Source organism: Microbacterium sp. (assembly GCF_029263575.1).
Lineage (GTDB): Bacteria > Actinomycetota > Actinomycetes > Actinomycetales > Microbacteriaceae > Microbacterium.
This window is the reverse complement of sequence record NZ_JAJUFV010000009.1, coordinates 19410-40056: the sequence shown is the minus strand read 5'-3', so window position 1 is coordinate 40056 and position 20647 is coordinate 19410. Positions and strand designations below refer to the sequence as shown.

Genomic DNA, 20647 nt, shown 5'->3' with positions numbered 1-20647 from the left:
GAGATCCTCATCCGCGGCGTCGGCGCACAGGTGAAGCGCGGGATCCACCGCGACTATCGTTCCCGTCGCGACGAACTGGCGACGGTGCGCGGTCGCATCGATGTCCCGCGCACGGTCGCGGCGCGCTCGCTGACCAGGGCGCGTCTGGTGTGCGAGTTCGATGAGTACGAACCGGACACACCGCATAATCGGGCGCTGAAAGCTGTGCTCGTTTTGCTGATCCGCCAGGGCGATCTCACCGCCGCGCGGAGGGTCGCGCTGCGCCGCCTCCTTCCCTACCTGGACTCCGTGACGACCGTGTCACCGACGTCGGTTCAATGGAGCAAGCTCAGCTACCATCGCGCGAACGCCGACTATCGGCTGCTGCTGGGCGTGTGCGAGCTGATCGTCAAGGGAATGCTGCAGACGGAGGACTCGGGCGACGCCAAGCTCTCTTCCTGGGTCGCTGATGAGCAAATGAGCTACCTGTATGAGCGATTTCTGCTCGAGTACTTTCGGCTGCATCACGCGCCGCTCGCTCCGGCCGCGCCGACGGTGCCATGGGATTACGACCTGCCGAGCGCGCTCGGCGCGCATCAGTTACCGGCGATGCGCTCCGACGTGACGCTCCGTCATGGTGGTCGCATGCTCATCATCGACGCGAAGTACTACAGTCAGTCGATGCAGACAGGAGCCTGGGGGAAGCCGACCGTGCACTCGCCGCATCTCTATCAGGTGCTGTCATATGTGAAGAACGCCGACGTGGCACGCAACGGCTCGGTCAGCGGGTTGCTGCTGTATGCCCGAACGGATGCCGCCCTGCAGCCCGACCTCGATGTCGTCATTCAGGGCAATCGGATCGGCGCACGAACGCTCGATCTGAATCAGCCGTGGGAATGCCTGCGCGCACAGCTCGACGATGTCACCACGTGGCTCGGAGGCGAGTAGCTGACGAACCTGTCGGGCTATGAGTCGCGAGCTCCGAACACGTCTGCAGTCGTCAGATCGTCGTAGCGTGCGATCTGCTGGTCGCCGTCATAGACCTCCGTGCGATCGGCGAACGATCGAGCAGTTCGAACGATGCCCGTGCCGTGCAGAAACGGCTCACGCCCGGGGATCGGGGCACCGGCGATGTGAATCGTCAGTTCCATGCCCGGGCCGCCCTTGTCTGGCACCAGCGGCGCGACGGCGTCGAAACCGCCGTACTCCGCGCCGATGCGGCGCAGTATCTCAGCAACAAACGGTGTCGGCTCGGGTGCGGAAGGTTCAGTCGACTTGCGGCGGAAGATGCCCATGAGCTGAGTATCGCAGAGCAGCGGCAATCCTGCGCGAGCTGTGCTTGGTGAGACACGGTTCTCAGCCCTCCGGCACCAGATAGGCCGCGAGAAACATGTCGATCAGGCCATCGATGATCTGCTCGTCGACTGGCCGCGGCGTGAGCAGCCACCGGTAGTAGAGCGTGCCGGAAAGCACCTCGGCTGCGATGGTCAGGTCGATGTCGGCAACCAACTCGCCGTGGTCTTGGGCGAGTAGCAGGCGATCCAGAGTTCTCTGTTCCACGGTCGCAAGGAAACGCTCGTGCAGGAGTTTCCGCAGCGAGGCATCGGCCTGCGCCTCGGCGATGACAGCCCGATAGATGGGACCGATGGGCGGGCTCGACAGCGCCCGACTCGACCGGATGAACTGCTCGCGAAGATCACTCCGAATGTTTCCCGCCGAGTGATAGTCAAGATCGCTGACCCACACGTGATTCAGCGCATCGAGGAGCAGTTGGGCAATCGACGGCCATCGCCGATAGATCGTGTGCTTGCCGACCTGCGCTCTCCGAGCCACCGCCTCGATGGTCAGCCCGCGATAGCCCGCCTCGGCGGCGAGCTGCAGCGTCACCTCGAGCAACTCCCGCGTGCGTTCTTCGCCACGACGTCGTGGCTCGGGTGAGGACTCCGACGGGGTCTTCTTGGAGCTGGCCATGACCTCATGCTACCGGCACAGACCGTGCCGTTGACAACGGCAGTCTGGATGTGCACACTGGAGCTAACGGCACGAACCGTGCCGGTACTTCCTAGCATCATCTCAGCGAGAGGATCACAGCATGGGCACCAACGCAGACGCCTTCACCGCCGAAGAGCGCGCAGCGATGAAGGACCGGGCGAGCGAAGCTCGCGCCGCACGCAAGAACCAGTCGGCAGCAGAGAAGGCAGCCGAAGCAGAGCAGGCAGTACTCGCCAAGATCGACGACCTCAAGGGCAGCGAGCGGGACATCGCCGAGAAGGTGCACGCGCTCGTCGCGAAGCACGCACCGCAACTGACGCCGAAGCTCTGGTACGGAATGCCCGCTTATGCACTCGACGGCACCATCGTCTGCTTCTTCCAGCCGGCCGCGAAGTTCAAGGCGCGCTACGCGACACTCGGCTTCAGCGATCAGGCGAAGCTTGACGAGGGCTCCATGTGGCCGGCGAGCTATGCCATCACCGAGATCACCGGAGACGTCGAACGGCAGATCGAGGCGCTTCTGCGTCGCGCGATCGGTTGACTGACAGCATCCGACTCTCAAGCCACCACCGAAGGGACACCACCATGAAGACGATGACCTGCCGACAGCTCGGCGGAGCCTGCGACACCGAGATCGGCGGCGAAACGGCCGATGAGATGATCAAGGCGCAAGATCGACACCTGCGCGAGGCCGTGCGCGGCGGCGACGCCACACACGCGGATGCTCATGAGCAGATGAAGAATCGCTGGAAGCATCCGAAGAAGGCCATGGGCTGGTACCGCGACACGAAGAAGTCTTTCGCCGCGCTTCCGTGACTGTAGGTGTTATCCGCGCCGATGGCACGCATCCTCAGGGAAGCGCGCAAGTCGGTGCTGATGCTCCTCGGCACTTCGCACATAATTCGTCAACGGCTGCACCTCGACAGCGATTTGGTCAGCGTCGTTTCTCGCAGCGATGAATGAGCGCGCCTGTTCGAGATGCAGCGGGTTGGTGGAGTACACACCGGTGCGATATTTCTCACCGACATCCGACCCTTGCCTGTTCACGCTGTACGGGTCGATGATCTCGAACAGGTGCGACATCAGTTGCGAGATGCTCACCACGCTCGGATCGAATCGCGTTCGCACGCATTCGGCGTAACCGTCGTAGTCGCCGTCCAGCCGATCGGTGGCGCCGTTGGCGCGCCCCGCCTCGGTGAAAGTCACCCCGGCGACAGTGTCGATGAACGCCTGCACGCCCCACAGGCAGCCGCCGGCGAGATACAACTCAACGCGGCCGTGTCCCGGCTTGAGCGTGATCTCGCGGACTGCCACTCCCTGCGCCGCAAACAGGTTCATCGCCTTCTTATCCTGGACCGACCAGCCTGCCTCGGTGAGTTGCCGATCGATCAGTACGCGAGCACGCGCCTCAGCGGCAAGGCGGGTGGCGTCGTCGGCGGAAGTCATGGCGCTGCAAGGCTAGTAGGCGCTCGACGGGAAGGGGCAGGAGTTTCTCGAGTTGATCACTTCTTGCTCCCAGAGGTGATTCCGCTACGGAACTCCACGATGTGGCCGCCGTTGAAGGCATTGTCAGATGATCGCATTCCAACATCCCTTCTTCGACAGATTCATCGGGGTCTTGAACTCTTTCTTAAACCAGTCAACGAACGGCTCGCTGCGGTCTTGCTCATCCAGATACTCGTTGAGCGCGGCTGTAGCAGCGAGAGCGATCCCTACCTCTTCGAACTCCGGGTCCGCGGAAACCTCATTTGTTTCCTCGTCTAGGTTCAACCGACCATCCTTCACCTCACGAAGGATCTCGTCGTGTAACCGCTCGTCGTCCATACGATTCGGTAGATACATTTCGACGCCAGAGATCTCGTGCCAAATACACTCCATGACGGGATTGCTTACATTGTCGAGTGCCTTCACCGCCTGGCTTCGGAGCGCGGCGAATCGTTCCCGCTCATCTGAAGGCAGGTCGGCGTCGAGGACTTCTGCGGCCGACTTCGCGCGACTTAGCTTGTCATTGCGTAGGCGCTGTTCTTCGAGCTCCTGACGAGTCTGATCAAGCGCTAACCGGGTGCTGTCAAGCTCAGCCTCTACCCGCTTCAGTTGGTCGAGACTTGGACTAGGAGCCAACTTGGCGACACCTGGGTCGCCCCGCATCGCCGACTTCCAATCCGCCTTACCAACCCCGAAAGAGCTTGCGCTGAACCCATAGCCCAGGCCGCTGAGACGGTCGGAGATCTCGTCAAGAACATCGTCGTCATCAACAGCCTTTATCAACAGGCCAGGAAGCACACCTTCCAACTCCGACCGTTTCATTCCCGGGGCCATCACCGGAAAGAGGACGCCGCGAGCCCATGCCGCCCCCAACTCCGCCACGCACACAGGTCGCGTCTGGTAAACGGGTGTCACCATAGCGATCACGAGCTGGGAGCTACCAGCCTCGTTGCGAACCGTCTCCATCAGATTCTTACCTGAACCCACACCGGTATCTGCGGCCGAGGTGTAGAAAATGTCAGCTGACCGCAGTTCGGCGCCGCGAATCAAGATGCTGTTCACAAACTTGTCTACGTAAGAACGATCCGCATTGGCGTGAGACACGAAGACTCGTGGCCCACCAGCCGATGTAGTCACTTCTTGCCGCCAGAGGTTAATCCGCTACGGAACTCAACCACGTCGCCGTCCTGCATCACATAGTCCTTGCCTTCGAGGCGGGCTTTGCCCTTGGCGCGCGCTTCGGCCACAGAACCGGTCTCGACGAGGTCGTTGAATGAGATGACTTCAGCCTTGATGAAGCCCTTTTCGAAGTCGGTGTGGATGACGCCCGCGGCCTGCGGCGCCTTCCAGCCCTTGCCGATCGTCCAGGCGCGCGCTTCTTTGGGACCCGCGGTCAGGTAGGTCTGAAGCCCCAGGGTGTCGAAGCCGATGCGGGCGAGCTGGTCGAGGCCTGATTCGTCTTGCCCTGTCGCCTCGAGCAGTTCCGCGGCGTCCTCGGGGTCGAGGTCGATGAGCTCTGATTCGATCTTCGCATCGAGGAAGATCGCCTTCGCTGGCGCGACCAGCGCTTCGAGTTCGGCTTTGCGCGCAGCATCCGTCAACACCGACTCGTCGACGTTGAAGACGAAGATGACCGGCTTCGCGGTGAGCAGCCCGAGCTCTTTGATCGGCGCGAGGTCGATGCCGCTCACCGACAGCAGCACGCCGCGTTCCAGAGCATCTTTCGCGGCGTTCGCCGCTTCGAGCACCGAGGGGTCGAGCTTCTTGCCCCGCACCTCTTTCTCGAACCGCGGGATCGCCTTCTCGATGGTCTGCAGATCGGCGAGCATCAGTTCAGCGTTGATGGTCTCGAGGTCGCCCTGCGGATTGATCGCTCCGTCGACGTGCACGACGTCATCGTCATTGAATCCGCGCACGACCTGGACGATGGCATCCGCTTCACGAATGTTCGCGAGGAACTGGTTACCCAGACCCTCCCCCTCGCTCGCACCACGTACGATGCCGGCGATGTCGACGAACGAGACGGTCGCAGGCAGAATGCGCTCGCTCTTGAAGATGTCGGCGAGCACATTCAGCCGAGAGTCGGGCAGGTTCACGACGCCCACGTTCGGCTCGATAGTCGCGAACGGGTAGTTCGCCGCGAGCACGTCATTCTTGGTGAGTGCGTTGAAGAGGGTCGACTTGCCGACGTTGGGCAGACCCACGATTCCGATTGTTAGAGCCACGGGGTAAGAGTCTACCGGGGCGGATGCCGTGAGCCGGCGGCGAGTCTGCGCCAGAGCTCGCCCGCCTCGGGAGAGGGTGAGAAGGTGCCACTGGATTTCACCGCAATCGACTTTGAAACGGCGAACTCCTCCCCTGCCTCCGCGTGTTCTGTCGGACTCGTTCGCGTGCGCGACGGCCGCGTGGTCGCGACGGCCGGGTGGCTGATCCGCCCGCCGGCCGGGCACGACGAGTTCCAGGAATGGAATATCAAGATCCACGGCATTCAGGCATCGGATGTCGCGAACGCCGCCACCTGGAGTGAACAGTTCGACCGGCTTTGTGGCTTCGCCGGTGCAGATGTGCTCGTCGCCCACAACGCCGGCTTCGACATGAAAGTTCTGCGCACCGCGGCCGAAGTCACCGGCGATGTCTGTCCGCCATACCGGTCGCTGTGCAGCCTCCAGGTCGCACGCAAGACGTACGAGCTCGACTCCTATCGCCTGCCGGTCGCCGCGGCCGCCGCCGGGTTCGCCGAGTTCTCGCACCACGATGCGTTGGCGGATGCTCGCGCCTGCGCCCAGATCGTCATCGACGCAGCCCACCGCGCTGATGCTGCGGACGTCGACGCCCTCGCCGCGAACCTCAGCCTGCGCGTGACGGGGCCGCGCCCCGCAGAACCGCAGCCTGCCGAGCAAGCTGCCTGACCGCCGTGCATTCCCAGCGCTCGCGCGCGACAATGAGAGCATGACGAACACCGGCGATTCACCCGTCAGCCTCGAAGTCATCGAGGGCACCTTCGATCTGGCTCGCCAGGGACGCACCGGCCCCCTGGGCGAGATGATCGACGCGGGTGTACCGATCGACGTGCGAAACCCTCGCGGCGACACAGTGCTGATCGTGTCGACGTATGCCGAGCAAGAGCACACGGTCGCCGATCTAGTGCGCCGCGGCGCCGATCTGAACGCCGTCAACGGCAACGGTCAGACCGCGATCTCGTGCGCGGTGTTCCGCAAGAACGAGACGCTGCTGCGCATGCTTCTGGACGCCGGCGCGGATGCGGATGCCGGTGGCCTCTCTGCCACAGCCATCGCCGATCAGTTCGCGTTGCCGGAGATGCGCGCCATTCTCGACGAGTACGCACAGCGCTGATCCGCCAGCGGCATCCCGCCAATGTCTGACCCCCGCGGCATCATGGCGGTATGGATGCTTGGCTGATCGTTCTCCTCCTCGCCGCGGCCGCCGCGGGCGGTTTCTTCGTGGGCTGGTACATGAAGACGTCGCGCACAGCGCACGAGCGCACCCAGCAGGCGACCGACCTCGCCCGCGCACAGGCTGAACTCGCCGCGGTGCGCGATGATCGCGATCGACAGTACGACCTGTATCGCGACGCCGTCGAGCACGCGCGCCATGAGAGAAACGCTGAGGCCGAGCGGACACAGCAGCAGAACGCCGTGTTGACGGCTCTCGCCCCGGTGCGCGAGACGCTGCAGCAGATGCAGCACAAGGTGACCACGCTCGAACAAGATCGCCACACGCAGTTCGGGTCGCTCGCTGAACAGCTGCGCCGCGCGCAAGAGTCCGATGAAGCGCTCCGAGCGACGACCGAGTCGCTGGCCGGAGCACTGCGGTCGACCGCGACACGGGGCGTCTGGGGTGAGACGCAGCTGCGACGCGTCGTCGAGGCCGCCGGACTGACCCGACATGTCGACTTCGACGTGCAGGCGACCATCTCATCCGATCACGGCCAGGGGCGCCCCGACATGGTGATCCATCTGGCGGGCGGCACATCGATCGCAGTCGACGCAAAGGTTCCGCTCGATGCCTATCTCGAAGCCAGTGCTCTCGAAGGCAGTGACGCCAACGCCGCGATGCGACAGCAGCACATGCAAAAACACGTCAAAGCCGTGCGCGCGCACATCGACGCGCTCGCGAAGAAGGCGTACTGGTCAGGGCTTGACGCGAGCCCTGAGTTCGTCATCTGCTTCTTGCCGAGCGAGTCGCTGTTGGCCGCGGCGATCGATGAAGACCCGACACTGCTTGATTACGCCTTCGGCAAGCGTGTGGCTCTGGCTTCTCCGGTGAACCTGTGGGCGGTGCTCAAGACCGTCGCCTTCACCTGGACGCAACAAGAGGTATCGACCGAGGCACGCAATCTGCTCAAGCTCGGAACGCAACTGTTCGAGCGTGTCGGAACCCTCGCCGGGCACGCCGACGACCTGCGCCGAGCACTGGAGCGCACCGTCGACAGCTACAACAAGTTCGCCGGTTCGCTCGAGAGTCGGGTGTTGGTGACGGCACGACAGTTCCCCGGGATCGATCCGGCGTCCATTGCTGACGCGCCAGCCGCGATCAAGACCTCGGGCCGTCGCTTCACCGCGCCCGAGCTACTCGCGAGCGCACAGGAATCGAGCGCGCAGGAAACGGGAGCCGACGACGACAGCGCCCACGGCGGAATCACCCGAGACGAGAGTGAGCGGCACGACGCCGCACAGGCTGATCTCGGCCCGGTACGCGATCGAATCGCCGAGAGTTAGGCGTTTCCGGGCACCCAGCTGAGCAGAGCGATCACGAGACCGGAGCTCACGAGAAACGCGCCGATCATCCACCAGGCGCTGAGTTCATGCCCCTCGTCGCGGCGCACGCGAAACAACACGTCTGTGCGGCGCGCCGGGTCGGCGTTCGGTGGCGCCACGGTGGCCGCGGCGGCAGCGGCCGCGCGTGCAGCCTCGTCGTCCGGCGAGATGCGAAGAATGCGCCCCGTGTTCGTGGTGACGGTGTTCGACGGTGTCGACGTACTGCCTCTGCGCGTCTGCTGCGTGGACATCTCTCACCCTCCCGGAGGTTCCAGCCACCATTGTGCCAGCAATGGCTGAGAAAGAGTGTAAGAGCGCGCTCAGGCCACCGATCGACCCGCCACGGTCATCAGAGCCACTTTGAGACGAGGTGCTCCGAGTTGATGCGGCGCAGCGTGCCCGACGCCCCGCGCAACACCACCGATTCGGTGTAGACGTAGTTGCCCTCGCGACGCACGCCGGCCACCAGCTGGCCGTCGGTCACCCCCGTGGCGACGAACAGTGTGTTATCGCCCTTGACCAGGTCGTCGGCCTCGTAGACGTGGTCGATCTTGAGTCCGGCGTCGGTACCGCGCTGGCGCTCATCGTCATCGCGCGGCCACATGCGTCCCTGAATGTGTCCGCCGAGAGCCTTGATCGCACACGCCGTGACGATGCCCTCGGGGCTGCCGCCCACACCGACACACATGTCGGTGCGGGCACCGTGTCGTGCGGCGTTGATGCCACCGGCGACGTCACCGTCGCTCATGAGCCTGGTGCCAGCCCCCGCTTCGCGGATCTCTGCGATGAGCTTGTCGTGCCGCGGACGATTCAGCACCGAGACGACGATCTCCTCGACGGGCTTGCCGAGTGCCTTGGCCAGCCGACGAATGTTCTCGCCGACAGGCAGGCGGATGTCGACGACGCCGACACCGGCGGGCCCGGTGACGAGCTTGTCCATGTAGAAGACGCTGGAGGCATCGAGCATGGTGCCGCGGTCAGAGACAGCGATCACCGAAAGCGCGTTCTGCCGACCCGCCGCGGTCAGACTCGTGCCGTCGATCGGGTCAACGGCGATGTCACATTCCGGGCCACGGCCAGAACCCACGATCTCGCCGTTGAACAGCATGGGGGCGTTGTCCTTCTCGCCCTCGCCGATGACGACCTCGCCTTGGAAGTTCACGGTGCCGAGGAACGCGCGCATCGCGTCGACCGCCGCGCCATCAGCGGCCTCCTTGTCGCCGCGACCGATGAACGGCACCGCTCGGATCGAGGCAGCCTCGGTCGCACGCACCAGTTCCAGTGCGAGGTTTCGATCAGGACGCAGCGGGCTCATGTCGGCCGTAAGACTCACCATGCGGCCAGCTTATCGACCGCACGGCATGAAACTGCCGGTGTTTCCCCTGAATTCAAGCGAAGGAATCGCACTTCTTAACAGCACGTCAGAGTGTGACGCCGCACGCGGCAGTGGCCACGGCATCCGATCGTCGCCACCGATAGAGTGGCACTGTCCCGGCTTCATCTATCGCAGGAGTTCATTCATGCCCGTCGCCACTCCGGATCAGTACGCAGAAATGCTCGACCGCGCGAAGGCTGGTGGCTTCGCGTACCCCGCTTTCAACGTCTCCAGCTCGCAGACCATCAACTCCGTCCTTCAGGGCCTGACCGAGGCTGGCTCCGACGGCATCATCCAGGTCACCACCGGTGGCGCCGACTACTTCGCCGGCCACACCGTCAAGGCCCGCGCCACGGGGGCCCTCGCCTTCGCTCGCTACGCCACCGAGGTCGCGAAGAACTACCCCATCACGGTTGCGCTGCACACCGACCACTGCCCGAAAGACGCTCTCGCGGGATTCGTCGAGCCGCTGATCGCCGCCTCCGAAGAAGAGGTCAAGGCCGGTCGGGGCCCCATCTTCCAGTCGCACATGTGGGACGGCTCGGCGGTGCCGCTGGGTGAGAACATCGAGATCGCGAAAGACCTGCTCCCCCGCATGAAGGCGATCAATGCCATCCTCGAGGTCGAGATCGGCGTCGTCGGCGGCGAAGAAGACGGCGTCGCACACGAGGGCTCGAACGAGGCCCTGTACACGACGTTCGCTGACGTCGACCAGGCCGTTCAGGCCCTCGGCCTCGGCGAGCAGGGCCGCTACATCGCCGCCCTCACCTTCGGCAACGTGCACGGCGTGTACAAGCCGGGCGGCGTGAAGCTGCGCCCCGAGCTGCTCGGCGAGATCCAGGAGCAGGTCGCGGCCAAGTACAACACCGGCGCGAAGCCGCTGGACCTCGTCTTCCACGGCGGCAGCGGCTCAACCGATGAAGAGATCGCCACGGCTGTCGCGAACGGCGTCATCAAGATGAACATCGACACCGACACGCAGTACGCGTACACGCGTGCGATCGCCGACTACATGTTCAAGAACTACGACGGCGTGCTGAAGGTCGACGGCGAGGTCGGCAACAAGAAGCAGTACGACCCCCGCGCCTGGGGCAAGATCGCCGAGTCGGCGATGGCTGCCCGCGTCGTCGAGTCGACCCGTCAGCTCGGCTCGCACGGCCAGTCCAAGAGCTGACCTGCCTCGACTTCCGCGAGAATACAAAACCACGCCGAAACCACGCGATCTCGCGTGTGTTTCGGCGTGGTTTTGTCGTTTCGGTACAGACGGCAGCGCATCTCGATCGATGCGAAGCATCCGCGCGCCACCGGCGTCGAAGCGGAATACCTCGCGCTCCTCGACCACTGCCTGCTCGACCGGGTGATCTCGGTCAGCGAAGCGCAACAGCTCGCATCTGCGGCTGAAGAGTTCGGGCTCAGTCGGTTCGAAGTCGAAGGTCTTCACACGGAGTACTGCCGGGCGCTCGTGCAGGTCGCCTGGGCGGACGGGGTGCTCACAGAGGATGAGAGGAACGACCTGGCTGCGGTGGCGGAACTGCTGCAGGTGGCGGACGCTTCGACGGGCTCAGCGACCGAAAGCGGAGGCGCTTCGACAGGCTCAGTGGCCGCGCGCGCGACCGGGGGCTCACCGACCACCACATTCACGCTCTCGGCCGGGGATCTGATCGTGCTCACCGGCGACTACGGCATCCCGATCGTCACCGAAGACGGGCTCACCGACTCATCAGCACCGCAGGAACCTTATAACTTCGCGGTGAAGATATAGACATCTACCCCGTTAGCTTATGAGTTTTCATCAAAGATATAAGGAGAATGGGTGAAACGAGAAGACTTCGTCAACACACGGTTCGGCACGATCGTGCACGACCCGATCGGCCCATGGCCACACCCATTCTTCCTGCCAGCGAATCTCCCCCGAACGCTGCCCCTCGCACCCGAAACGGCATCGATCGTATCGCGAGCTGACATCGCACTCGGCAGACTTTCTGGCCTTGCCATGTTGCTCGGCGATCCCGCATTGCTACTGGGGCCTTCAATGACCGCAGAAGCCCTCTCGAGCTCCCGCATCGAAGGAACCCAAGCGTCACTCAGCGACGTGCTCAGCGCACGAAGCGCCGGAGAGCCGATCGAGAACGAGAACCTGCGAGAAGTCGCCAACTACCTCACCTCTATGGATCAGGGTCAGCAACTGTTAGCGAAGTGGCCGATCACACAACGTCTGTTCTGCGCGTTGCACAAGACCCTACTGACCAACGTTCGCAGCGAAGAAAAATCCCCCGGCGAGATCAGGCGCTCGCCTGTGTGGATCGGATCGCCCGATGCGACTCCGCAATCTGCGAAGTTCATCCCGCCGCACCAAGATCGCCTCGGCGACGCCATCGCCGATTGGGAACGGTTCGTCAATGAACCATCGGAGATGCCGCCCGTCATCCGGGCCGCTCTCGCGCACTATCAGTTCGAAACCATCCACCCGTTTCTTGATGGCAATGGGCGGATCGGCCGCGTACTCATCGGCCTTCAGCTCATGATCGACGACGTTCTCGACGCACCGATTCTGCCGATGTCTCGCTACTTCGAGCGTCATCGCGAGACGTATTATCAGCGCCTCCAAGCGGTTCGTGAGCGCGCCGAGATAGAAGAATGGGTGCAGTTCTTCTGCCTGGGCATCGAGCAACAAGCAGACGAGACAGCCACACGCATCCGATCGCTCGTCGAGCTACGCGAACGCTATCGACGCCAATCGATCAATGACCGCAGCGCGCTGGCATCCGTCATCGATCTCGTCTTCCGCAATCCCATCGTGACCGTCGCGGCAGTGCAACGCTTTGCAGACGTGAGCCAGCCCACGGCTTCTGCGGCGCTGCGCAAAGCCGAGGCACGCGGGTGGCTGCGCTCGGCCGGCCGCTGGGGCCGCGGTGGGCGCGAACGCTGGATCGCAACCGAGATCTGGGCAGCCGTCACCGATGAATCGGCCTTCGATTCACAGAGCGCAGGAGGAAGCACCACATGACCGCCATCTCTGAAGCCGTCTGGGAGCAGAACGCCCAGAACACCCTCGCCGAACCGCTCGGGTGGCGCCCGCTGCGGGGCGACGAGATCGCCCCCGGTTCCGGCGAGCGCCACAGCTGGGACGAACTGCTCATCCGTCCGCCTCTGCTCTACGCACTGCGCCGTCTCAACCCGGGCGTGCCGGCCACCTACCTGCAGCAGGCGCTCGTCGGGGTCGCCTCACCGACCTCGCAGGATACGATCACCGAGAACCAGCGCATCCACCACTACCTCACCAGCGGTCAAGCGACTGTTGGTGAAGTACAAGTACCCGCCAGACCGTCAGCCCGAAGTGATCGGACTTGTGATGGACCAGATGGGGGCCATGGCGCCGCGCTACGCGACAGAGCGCGCCTGACCCCAGGACGCCGTCCCGTTCAGCGCCGACGCCGCGCACGCACGGCACTCACGATCAGATCGCCCACGGCGTCGATGATGAGCAGGATTCCGATGCTCTTCCACCCGCCGCGCAGCTTGCTGGTGCTGAATACGCCGAGCGCCAATTCACCCACGGCAAGGGCTGCCGCGAGAGGTGGGTTCGCGCGCAGGCGACGCGACAGCCGAGCATCCCACCGGTCCCGGCGAGTGAGCGGCAGCATCTCCCCGTAGCCTCCGACGATCGCCTCGCCGATCCCGCGTGCCCAGCCCTGGGGCTCGATGCGCTGATGGCCCTGTGCATTGTCTGCAGGCGAAGCATCCGGCTCGGCGAGCGCCAGCTCGATCAACGCGGCAGGCACCCGGAACGCTTCGAGGAACGCGCGAACGCGCGCGTCAGCACCGGCCAGCCCACCCAGGCTTTCTGGGATCAGCGCGCGGTGCGCGGCCTCGACGTCGAGCGTGACCCGGGCGGCGATCTCGGCCAACTCGTCGCGCGTGCCATCGCCTTCGACGATCAGCCGACGATAGACCTCGCGGGTCTCGGGAACCGTGATCGTGTCGAGGTCGATCACCGTCTGCGTGTCGCGCTCGGCCTGTGGCCAGAAAGGCACAGCGAAACCGCCGAGACCCGACACGTGCACGTCGATCCAATCGGCAACCCCGTCGACGAAGTTGAGCTCGATGACGGGCTCTTCTGCCTTCTCCGATGCCAACGAATCGGTAGATTCAGCCGTGGCATAGCGCCACAGCGACCAGGTGCCCGATTCAACGTAGTCGACGGCACCCCCGGTGGCCTCGGCAAGAAAGCGAGCACCGAGCGTTCCGCGGTGCGAAAACGCGGCAACGCGTACCGGCTGCGTCTCGAACCGCTCCTCGAGCCCCGCAGCCTCCAGCTCCTCCACATCAAAGTCAGCTTCATCCGGATCGGCGGGCTCGTCAACCCCGACAGGATCGCCATCGGCATCCGCGCCCCACGATTCGACGTCATCGACGTCGTCGTCGACGCTCAGCCACAGCGTCATGCCCTCGGCTTCGAAGGCAGCGCGCAGATCGGCCGCGGCCAGAGTCGTCTCGATCGTGTCCTGCTCCGAAAGCGTCAGCACATTCGCCTCGTCGGTCACAGCGATCTCGACCACGGCCTCCTGCCCGTCTACCCACGGCGCGGTGACGTCGCGCATGGCAGCGACGACGCGCCGTTCACGAAGCAGTTCGAGAGCCGCGGGGCGAGCATCAGCGCCGTCGGCTCGATCGACGGACGCATACGAAACAGAGACAGAGAAGCTGTTGTCAGACACGCTCCGACCCTACTGCCGCGCGCTGAACATCAGCACCGAATGCTACGGGCTCGACAGCCCGCTGACATACTCGACGAACGCCGGGTCCGCCATCATCGGCACCGTCACGCAGATGCCGACGACGATCATGGTCACGGCGGCACCGACCACCGGAATCCACCAGGTGAGCTTTCCCGTGCGAAGCCGCCGCAGCGACAGCCACGCGGTGACGACCCAGCCGACAGCGAGCACGACGGCGGCGATCGTGCCCCACAGGCGCCCCTGAGCGAAGTTCGTGAACTCGCCGGGGATACCCATGATCTTCATGGTCTCGTTCATCACGGTCGGCAGATCGAGATACGAGATTCCCGTCGTGATGACGCTGATGAGTCCGTATGCCAGCAGCGCGATCGTGATGATGCGATCCCACCGGCGCGGCTGCGCGGTCTTCTCGGCCGGGGCAGCGGCGACCGGCTCGACAGGAGCCGAAACCACAGCGTCCATCGGCGGAAGTCCCGCAAGACGCCGCTGCTCCTCTGGCGTCGCGAACTCACCGTACTGCGGACGTTGATCGGTCATCCCGCCATGCTAGCTGTCAGATCTTTGAGCCAGCGCACAGCACAGTAAACAGCGGCGGCCCCGGAGAAGTCGAACTCCTCAGGGGCCGCGGGTTCGAGAACTGGGAATCCCGAACCCGAGATGAAGAGCGCTGGGGACGCCACCTTCACCTATAGCTCCGTTCAACGGAACACTACGCCCTCATGCTAGACGAGTGTCCAGTGTTTTGCGAGGGGTTCAGAACGGCGCGTTCAGTTTGCGGCGGCCTTGCTACGACCACCCAGCGCGCGGCTGTCACGGTTGCCAGCGGCATCCTGTCGCAGTTCCTTAGGCAGAGAGAAGATGAGGTCTTCTTCGGCGGTGCGCACCTCTTCGACATCGCCGTAGCCGGCGACGCTCAGCGTCTCGACGACCTCGCGCACGAGCACCTCGGGCACCGACGCACCGCTGGTGACGCCCACGGTCGCCACGCCATCGAGCCACTCCTGCTTGATCTCCTCGGCGTAGTCGACCCGGTACGCGGCCTTGGCGCCGTACTCGAGCGCAACCTCGACCAGGCGCACGCTGTTCGACGAGTTCGACGAACCGACGACGATCACCAGGTCAGCATCTTTCGCGACCTTCTTGATCGCCACCTGGCGGTTCTGCGTCGCGTAGCAGATGTCATCTGACGGCGGATTCTGCAGCTCAGGAAAACGCGTGCGCAGCCGGTTGACCGTCTCCATCGTCTCATCGACCGACAGGGTGGTCTGCGACAGCCACACGACCTTCGACGGATCTTTCACCTCGACCGTGTCGGCCTCTTCGGGCGAGTTCACGATCGTCACACGCTCCGGCGCGTGCCCGGCCGTTCCCTCGACCTCTTCGTGGCCATCGTGGCCGATGAGCAAGATCTCGAAATCGTCGCGTGCGAATCGCACCGCCTCACGGTGCACCTTCGTCACGAGCGGGCAGGTCGCGTCAATCGCGTGCAGGCCTCGATCGGATGCCGCGCCCACGACCGCAGGCGAGACACCGTGCGCGCTGAAGACGACGTTGGCCCCCTCGGGCACCTCATCGACCTCTTCAACGAAGATCGCGCCCTTCTGCTCGAGCTCGGTCACGACGTGGATGTTGTGCACGATCTGCTTGCGCACATACACCGGAGCCCCATACCGCTCGAGCGCCTTCTCCACGGCGACGACAGCGCGGTCGACGCCCGCGCAGTACCCGCGCGGAGCGGCGAGCAGAATGCGCTTGTGTCCGTCGACCGGGATATCCTGAAGCCGCTTCGCCCGAGAACGGGGGATGCGAGGAACGGGAAGGTGTACGGTGGCCTGGCTCACCCCTCCAGACTACCGTTGAACCGCGATAGAGGGCCTGAATGCCCTCTCAGGCGCACAGCACGAAAAGGATCAGATGACGGTATTCGAAGCATCCTCCGCGAATGGCGAGACTCCGCCGGCGGATGCCGTCGCTCCGCGTGACTCGACAGCGGATGCCCCGACCTCTGTCGCCCGCCTCAACGGCACGATCCGAGACTTCATCGCGCGATGGAACACCGTCTGGGTCGAAGGCGAGATCACGTCATGGAACGTGCGCGGCGGAAACATCTTCGGCCGGTTGAAAGACACCGCCTCCGATGCGCAGATCTCGATTCGCATCTGGTCGAGCGTGCGCGGACGCATCCCCACCGACCTCGCCATCGGCGACCATGTCGTCGCCGCGGTGAAGGCCGACTACTTCATCAAGGCGGGCGACTTCAGCTTCACCGTCTCATCCATGAAGCACGTCGGACTCGGCGGACAGCTCGAACGGCTCGAGAGGCTGCGCGCCCAGCTGCGGCAGGAGGGCCTATTCAACGACGAACGCAAGAAGCCCGTACCCTTCCTCCCGCATGTCATCGGCCTCATCACCGGCGAACGATCGGATGCCGAGAAAGACGTGCACCGCAACGCCGAGCTGCGCTGGCCGCAGGTGCGCTTCCGCACCGAGTACGCCGCGGTGCAGGGCGATCGCTGTGTGCCCGAAACTCTCGCTGCGCTGGCGAAATTGGATGCCGACCCCGAGGTCGACGTCATCATCATCGCCCGCGGCGGCGGCGACCCGCAGACGCTATTGGGTTTCAGCGACGAACGTCTCATCCGTGCCGTGGCCGCAGCATCCACCCCTGTCGTCTCGGCAATCGGACATGAGAACGATCATCCGCTGCTCGATGACGTCGCCGACCTGCGCGCGTCGACCCCGACGGACGCCGCAAAACGCGTCGTTCCCGACGTCGGCGAGCAACGCGCCCTGATCGGCCAGCTGCGCGCGCGGGCCACCTCGCGCCTCACGCAGCGCATCACACACGACATCGCCCAGCTCGAACAGCTGCGCAGCCGCCCCGTGCTCCGCTCGCCCGATCCGATCATCGACGACCGTGCACAGGAACTGTGGCTGCTCGTCTCGCGCGGACGCGAGCACGTCATGCGCCAGCTCGACGTCGCCAGCCGCAACACCGGCGAACTGCGCGCGTCACTGCGCGCCCTGTCGCCGGCCGCCACACTCGCACGTGGCTATGCCATCGCGCACCGCGACGGCATCATCCTGCGCGACGCGGCAGATGCCCCCACCGGTACCGCGATCACCATCACGGTCGACCGCGGGTCCATCGCCGCCCGCTCCGAGGGTGAGATCGCCGAAGCGCCCGCGGCCGCTACTACGGACCCCTGAGCCGCTGCCACACCCTGAACCGCCGCCCCTGAGCCCGTCGTAGAGTCTCCCCGTACGTCGTAGGATGGAAGGCGTGACTGCGCAGAACGACTCCTCCATTGAGACCCTGTCGTTCGAGGCCGCTCGCGACGAGCTGGTGAAGGTCGTCGCCGAGCTCGAACAGGGCTCGCCCACCCTTGAGCACTCGCTGGCGCTGTGGGAGCGAGGCGAAGCGCTGGCCGCACGCTGCGAAGAGTGGTTGCTCGGTGCGAAGCGTCGCCTCGACGCGGCTCGTGCCGCGGCATCCGATGAGGACGATTCGTGAGCAAAAAGGCTCCCATCGTCGCCGAGCTCGGCCGCCCGGAGACGCCGGAGGAGACGGCCGCACGCAAGGCCGAGTTCAGCAAGACCTACCGGTCGAGTCAGACCTTTCGCAATCTCATCGCCGCGCTCATCATCACTGTCGCCGTCGTCGCGATCGTGATCTTCGGCGTGCCCCGCGGCGAGCGCGTCGATGCCCCGCCGATCGACGTGGCACGCATCGCAGCAGATGTCGAATCAAGCATGGAGCGCCCCGTACTCGTCCCCGACACGGCTGACTTCTGGCGGGTGAACGCGGCCGCCCTCGAACCCGGCGCGACGCCGGTCTGGAAGGTTACGCTCGCCCCCGCCGGCGAAGACGAGCGCGGGTTCATCACGGTCGCTCAGGCGTTCGACGCCGACGCCGACTGGGCGCCGCAGCTGCTCAACGGGTTCGCCGCCACCGACACCATGCAGATCGACGGGTTCGAGTGGAACGTCTACGACCTTCCCAACAACACCGACAACAACGTCACCTACGCGTTGGGCACCCAGGCGGGCGACGACTACGTCCTGCTGTACGGTGCACGATCGCCCGATTCGACGGCGGAGCTCGCCGAATCTCTCATTCCCCAGTTAGAAGAGATTGACGAGGCACGATGAGCACACTCACCCCGACTGCCGCCTGGCAGGACATGCTGGCCGGAAACCAACGATTCGTTACGGGTGAGCCGCGGCATCCGAATCAAGACGTCGAACGACGCCATGACCTGGCCCACGAGCAGAACCCGGTGGCGACTCTGTTCGGATGCTCCGACTCGCGCCTGGCCGCCGAGATCATCTTCGACCTGGGCCTGGGTGACCTTTTCGTGGTGCGCAATGCCGGGCAGGTCATCGGCGAGTCGATCGTGGCGAGTCTGGAGTATGCCGTCGGCATCCTCAACGTTCCACTGATCGTCGTGCTCGCGCACGACGAGTGCGGCGCGGTCGCCGCGGCGATCGACGGCACCGCGATCGATGCCGACCCCCTGCCGCCGGCGATCTGGAAGCTGATCGCGCCGATCATCCCCGCAGCCCGAAAGGTGCTGAGCGAAAGCGGTGGCACCTCCCCCGCCGACATCGATGCCGAACTCGTCGGTCGCGAGCACCTGCGCAACACCGTCGCCAACCTGCTGCAGTCGTCTGAGATGATCAGCACCGCCGTCGCCGAGGGACGGCTGGGAATCGTCGGCGCGAACTACCGTCTTGCCGAGGGCACGGCCGTGCCCGTCATCACCGTCGGAATCGACGACACGGGGGTCGAAGCCGACCCCACAACCCAGGAGGGATCGCAGTGACCGATAACGAGTACCGCATCGAGCACGACACCATGGGCGAGGTTCGCGTGCCCGTCAACGCGCTGTACGGGGCGCAGACCCAGCGTGCCGTCGAGAACTTCCCGATCTCTGGCAAGGGGCTGGAGCCGACGCAGATCGCCGCCCTTGCACGCATCAAGAAGGCTGCGGCGCTCGCGAACAAAGAGCTCGGCACCCTCGACGGTGCCATTGCCGATGCGATCGCGGCCGCGGCCGACCAGGTCGCTTCGGGCGCGCACGACGGTGAGTTCCCCGTCGACACCTACCAAACCGGCTCAGGCACCTCGTCGAACATGAACATGAACGAGGTGCTCGCGACGCTGGCATCCGGCATCCTCGGCTCTGCCGTGCATCCGAACGACCACGTCAACGCCTCGCAGTCGTCGAACGACGTGTTTCCCACCTCGGTGCACATCGCCGTCACGCAGGCGCTGATCGACACGCTCATCCCCTCGCTTGACCATCTCGCCGTCGCCCTCGAGGCGAAGGCCGAGCTGTGGAAAGAAGCCGTCAAGTCGGGTCGCACCCACCTGATGGATGCCACGCCCGTCACGCTCGGCCAGGAGTTCGGCGGCTACGCCCGTCAGATTCGCCTCGGCATCGAGCGCGTCCAGTCGGCTCTGCCGCGCGTCGCTGAAGTGCCGCTCGGCGGCACGGCGACCGGCACGGGAATCAACACCCCGCTCGGCTTCCCCCAGAAGGTCATCGCTCTGCTCGCAGAAGAGACCGAGCTGCCGATCACCGAGGCCAAAGACCACTTCGAGGCTCAGGCCAACCGCGACGGTCTGGTCGAGGCATCCGGCGCCCTGCGCACCATCGCCGTCTCGCTGACGAAGATCAACAATGACCTGCGCTGGATGGGCTCCGGGCCCAACACCGGCCTCGGCGAACTGCACATCCCCGACCTGCAGCCGGGATCCTCGATCATGCCCGGCAAGGTCAATCCGGTCGTCCCCGAGGCCGTGCTCATGGTGTGCGCCCGGGTCATCGGCAACGATGCGACCGTGGCCAGGGCCGGAGCATCCGGCTCGTTCGAGCTCAACGTCGCCATCCCCGTCATGGGCACCTCCGTGCTCGAATCGATCCGTCTGCTCTCGAACGCCTCGCGCGTGCTGGCCGACAAGACCGTCGACGGGCTGCAGGCCAACACCGAGCGCGCCGCGGCGTTCGCGGGCATGAGCCCGTCGATCGTCACCCCGCTAAACAAGCTCATCGGCTACGAGGCCGCCGCGAAGATCGCCAAGCACGCCGTCGCGGAGGGCATCACCGTGCGCGACGCTGTCATCGCGCTGGGCTACGTCGAGCGCGGCGAGCTCACCGAGGCGCAGTTGGACGAGAAGCTCGATCTGTTGAGTATGACCCACGCCGGCTGACGTGGGCGGGTGTCCCGATCTGCTGAGCCCGTCCCGATCTGCCGATGTTCTGAGAGGATTCCTCGGCAGATCGGGACACAGT

General features: G+C 64.7%; 25 protein-coding genes. 15 read left to right on the top strand and 10 right to left on the bottom strand.

Annotated elements, in window-relative coordinates; all coding sequences use genetic code 11:
* The coding region (locus tag Q1J95_RS02045; protein WP_300265603.1) for a 5-methylcytosine-specific restriction system specificity protein McrC at positions 1–927 on the top strand (927 nt) is incomplete at its 5' end.
* A 17-nt stretch (positions 928–944) separates the two neighbouring features.
* On the opposite strand, the gene Q1J95_RS02040 is transcribed toward Q1J95_RS02045, so the two are convergent.
* Entirely contained in the window at positions 945–1274 is a 330-nt protein-coding gene (locus Q1J95_RS02040) for a hypothetical protein (protein WP_300265602.1), read from the bottom strand.
* A gap of 61 nt (positions 1275–1335) precedes the next feature.
* Positions 1336–1950, bottom strand: coding sequence for a TetR/AcrR family transcriptional regulator (locus Q1J95_RS02035; RefSeq protein ID WP_300265601.1), 615 nt, complete (start codon positions 1948–1950; stop codon positions 1336–1338).
* A gap of 121 nt (positions 1951–2071) precedes the next feature.
* On the opposite strand from Q1J95_RS02035, the gene Q1J95_RS02030 reads away from it, so the two are divergent.
* On the top strand, positions 2072–2512 hold the full coding sequence (locus Q1J95_RS02030; RefSeq protein WP_300265600.1) for an iron chaperone: 441 nt from the start codon (positions 2072–2074) through the stop codon (positions 2510–2512).
* 53 nt (positions 2513–2565) lie between these two features.
* On the top strand, positions 2566–2787 hold the full coding sequence (locus tag Q1J95_RS02025) for a hypothetical protein (protein ID WP_300265599.1): 222 nt from the start codon (positions 2566–2568) through the stop codon (positions 2785–2787).
* Positions 2788–2796: 9 nt separating this feature from the next.
* Here Q1J95_RS02025 and Q1J95_RS02020 read toward each other — a convergent pair whose 3' ends face one another.
* From Q1J95_RS02020 to ychF, 3 genes are all read right to left on the bottom strand, one after another.
* On the bottom strand, positions 2797–3417 hold the full coding sequence (locus tag Q1J95_RS02020) for a peptide-methionine (S)-S-oxide reductase (RefSeq protein WP_300265598.1): 621 nt from the start codon (positions 3415–3417) through the stop codon (positions 2797–2799).
* A gap of 123 nt (positions 3418–3540) precedes the next feature.
* The gene (locus Q1J95_RS02015) at positions 3541–4560 is read right to left on the bottom strand and encodes a hypothetical protein (RefSeq protein WP_300265597.1); all 1020 of its coding nucleotides are present in this window, start codon (positions 4558–4560) and stop codon (positions 3541–3543) included.
* Positions 4561–4589: 29 nt separating this feature from the next.
* Entirely contained in the window at positions 4590–5681 is a 1092-nt protein-coding gene (gene ychF / locus Q1J95_RS02010) for a redox-regulated ATPase YchF (protein ID WP_300265596.1), read from the bottom strand.
* An 84-nt stretch (positions 5682–5765) separates the two neighbouring features.
* Between ychF and Q1J95_RS02005 the strand changes: the two genes are divergently transcribed.
* The 3 genes from Q1J95_RS02005 to Q1J95_RS01995 are packed head-to-tail and all read left to right on the top strand — an operon-like array spanning position 5766 to position 8195.
* Entirely contained in the window at positions 5766–6365 is a 600-nt protein-coding gene (locus tag Q1J95_RS02005) for a 3'-5' exonuclease (RefSeq protein ID WP_300265595.1), read from the top strand.
* 40 nt (positions 6366–6405) lie between these two features.
* A complete protein-coding gene (locus Q1J95_RS02000; RefSeq protein WP_300265594.1) occupies positions 6406–6810 on the top strand; it encodes an ankyrin repeat domain-containing protein in 405 nt (134 codons plus the stop codon).
* 50 nt (positions 6811–6860) lie between these two features.
* A complete protein-coding gene (locus Q1J95_RS01995; protein WP_300265593.1) occupies positions 6861–8195 on the top strand; it encodes a DNA recombination protein RmuC in 1335 nt (444 codons plus the stop codon).
* Here the strand turns inward: Q1J95_RS01995 and Q1J95_RS01990 are convergent.
* Together Q1J95_RS01990 and glpX are read right to left on the bottom strand one after the other, a co-directional pair.
* Positions 8192–8485, bottom strand: coding sequence for a hypothetical protein (locus Q1J95_RS01990; RefSeq protein WP_300265592.1), 294 nt, complete (start codon positions 8483–8485; stop codon positions 8192–8194). The two genes, Q1J95_RS01995 and Q1J95_RS01990, sit on opposite strands and share 4 nt — an antisense overlap.
* A gap of 98 nt (positions 8486–8583) precedes the next feature.
* Positions 8584–9570 (bottom strand): class II fructose-bisphosphatase, encoded by a 987-nt coding sequence (gene glpX / locus Q1J95_RS01985; RefSeq protein ID WP_300265591.1) that lies wholly within the window; start codon positions 9568–9570, stop codon positions 8584–8586.
* Between the two features lie 184 nt (positions 9571–9754).
* Between glpX and fbaA the strand changes: the two genes are divergently transcribed.
* From fbaA to Q1J95_RS15685, 4 genes are all read left to right on the top strand, one after another.
* Positions 9755–10783: a class II fructose-bisphosphate aldolase gene (gene fbaA / locus Q1J95_RS01980; RefSeq protein ID WP_300265590.1), complete on the top strand. Its 1029-nt coding sequence runs from the start codon at positions 9755–9757 to the stop codon at positions 10781–10783.
* A gap of 66 nt (positions 10784–10849) precedes the next feature.
* Positions 10850–11371 (top strand): hypothetical protein, encoded by a 522-nt coding sequence (locus tag Q1J95_RS01975; protein WP_300265589.1) that lies wholly within the window; start codon positions 10850–10852, stop codon positions 11369–11371.
* A 51-nt stretch (positions 11372–11422) separates the two neighbouring features.
* Complete coding sequence (locus Q1J95_RS01970; protein ID WP_366945535.1) at positions 11423–12616, top strand: Fic family protein; 1194 nt, start codon at positions 11423–11425, stop codon at positions 12614–12616.
* Between the two features lie 9 nt (positions 12617–12625).
* A complete protein-coding gene (locus Q1J95_RS15685) occupies positions 12626–13012 on the top strand; it encodes a type I restriction enzyme endonuclease domain-containing protein (protein ID WP_366945536.1) in 387 nt (128 codons plus the stop codon).
* A gap of 19 nt (positions 13013–13031) precedes the next feature.
* Here the strand turns inward: Q1J95_RS15685 and Q1J95_RS01965 are convergent, their stop codons facing one another.
* The 3 genes from Q1J95_RS01965 to Q1J95_RS01955 form a co-directional block, all read right to left on the bottom strand.
* Entirely contained in the window at positions 13032–14327 is a 1296-nt protein-coding gene (locus tag Q1J95_RS01965) for a hypothetical protein (RefSeq protein ID WP_300265588.1), read from the bottom strand.
* A 42-nt stretch (positions 14328–14369) separates the two neighbouring features.
* Entirely contained in the window at positions 14370–14885 is a 516-nt protein-coding gene (locus tag Q1J95_RS01960) for a DUF6264 family protein (RefSeq protein WP_300265587.1), read from the bottom strand.
* A gap of 230 nt (positions 14886–15115) precedes the next feature.
* The gene (locus Q1J95_RS01955) at positions 15116–16189 is read right to left on the bottom strand and encodes a 4-hydroxy-3-methylbut-2-enyl diphosphate reductase (protein WP_300265586.1); all 1074 of its coding nucleotides are present in this window, start codon (positions 16187–16189) and stop codon (positions 15116–15118) included.
* 73 nt (positions 16190–16262) lie between these two features.
* Here Q1J95_RS01955 and xseA point away from each other — a divergent pair, with 73 nt between their 5' ends.
* From xseA to Q1J95_RS01930, 5 genes are all read left to right on the top strand, one after another.
* The gene (xseA, locus tag Q1J95_RS01950) at positions 16263–17558 is read left to right on the top strand and encodes an exodeoxyribonuclease VII large subunit (protein ID WP_300265585.1); all 1296 of its coding nucleotides are present in this window, start codon (positions 16263–16265) and stop codon (positions 17556–17558) included.
* A 64-nt stretch (positions 17559–17622) separates the two neighbouring features.
* The gene (locus Q1J95_RS01945; protein WP_300265584.1) at positions 17623–17862 is read left to right on the top strand and encodes an exodeoxyribonuclease VII small subunit; all 240 of its coding nucleotides are present in this window, start codon (positions 17623–17625) and stop codon (positions 17860–17862) included.
* Positions 17859–18500 (top strand): DUF4245 family protein, encoded by a 642-nt coding sequence (locus Q1J95_RS01940; protein ID WP_300265583.1) that lies wholly within the window; start codon positions 17859–17861, stop codon positions 18498–18500. Before Q1J95_RS01945 ends, Q1J95_RS01940 begins: the two co-directional genes overlap by 4 nt.
* Positions 18497–19174 carry a carbonic anhydrase gene (locus Q1J95_RS01935; protein ID WP_300265582.1) on the top strand — a complete coding sequence of 226 codons (678 nt, stop codon included), beginning with the start codon at positions 18497–18499 and terminating at the stop codon, positions 19172–19174. The genes Q1J95_RS01940 and Q1J95_RS01935 overlap by 4 nt, the downstream gene beginning before the upstream one ends.
* Entirely contained in the window at positions 19171–20565 is a 1395-nt protein-coding gene (locus tag Q1J95_RS01930; RefSeq protein WP_300265581.1) for an aspartate ammonia-lyase, read from the top strand. Before Q1J95_RS01935 ends, Q1J95_RS01930 begins: the two co-directional genes overlap by 4 nt.
* Positions 20566–20647: the final 82 nt, after the last annotated feature.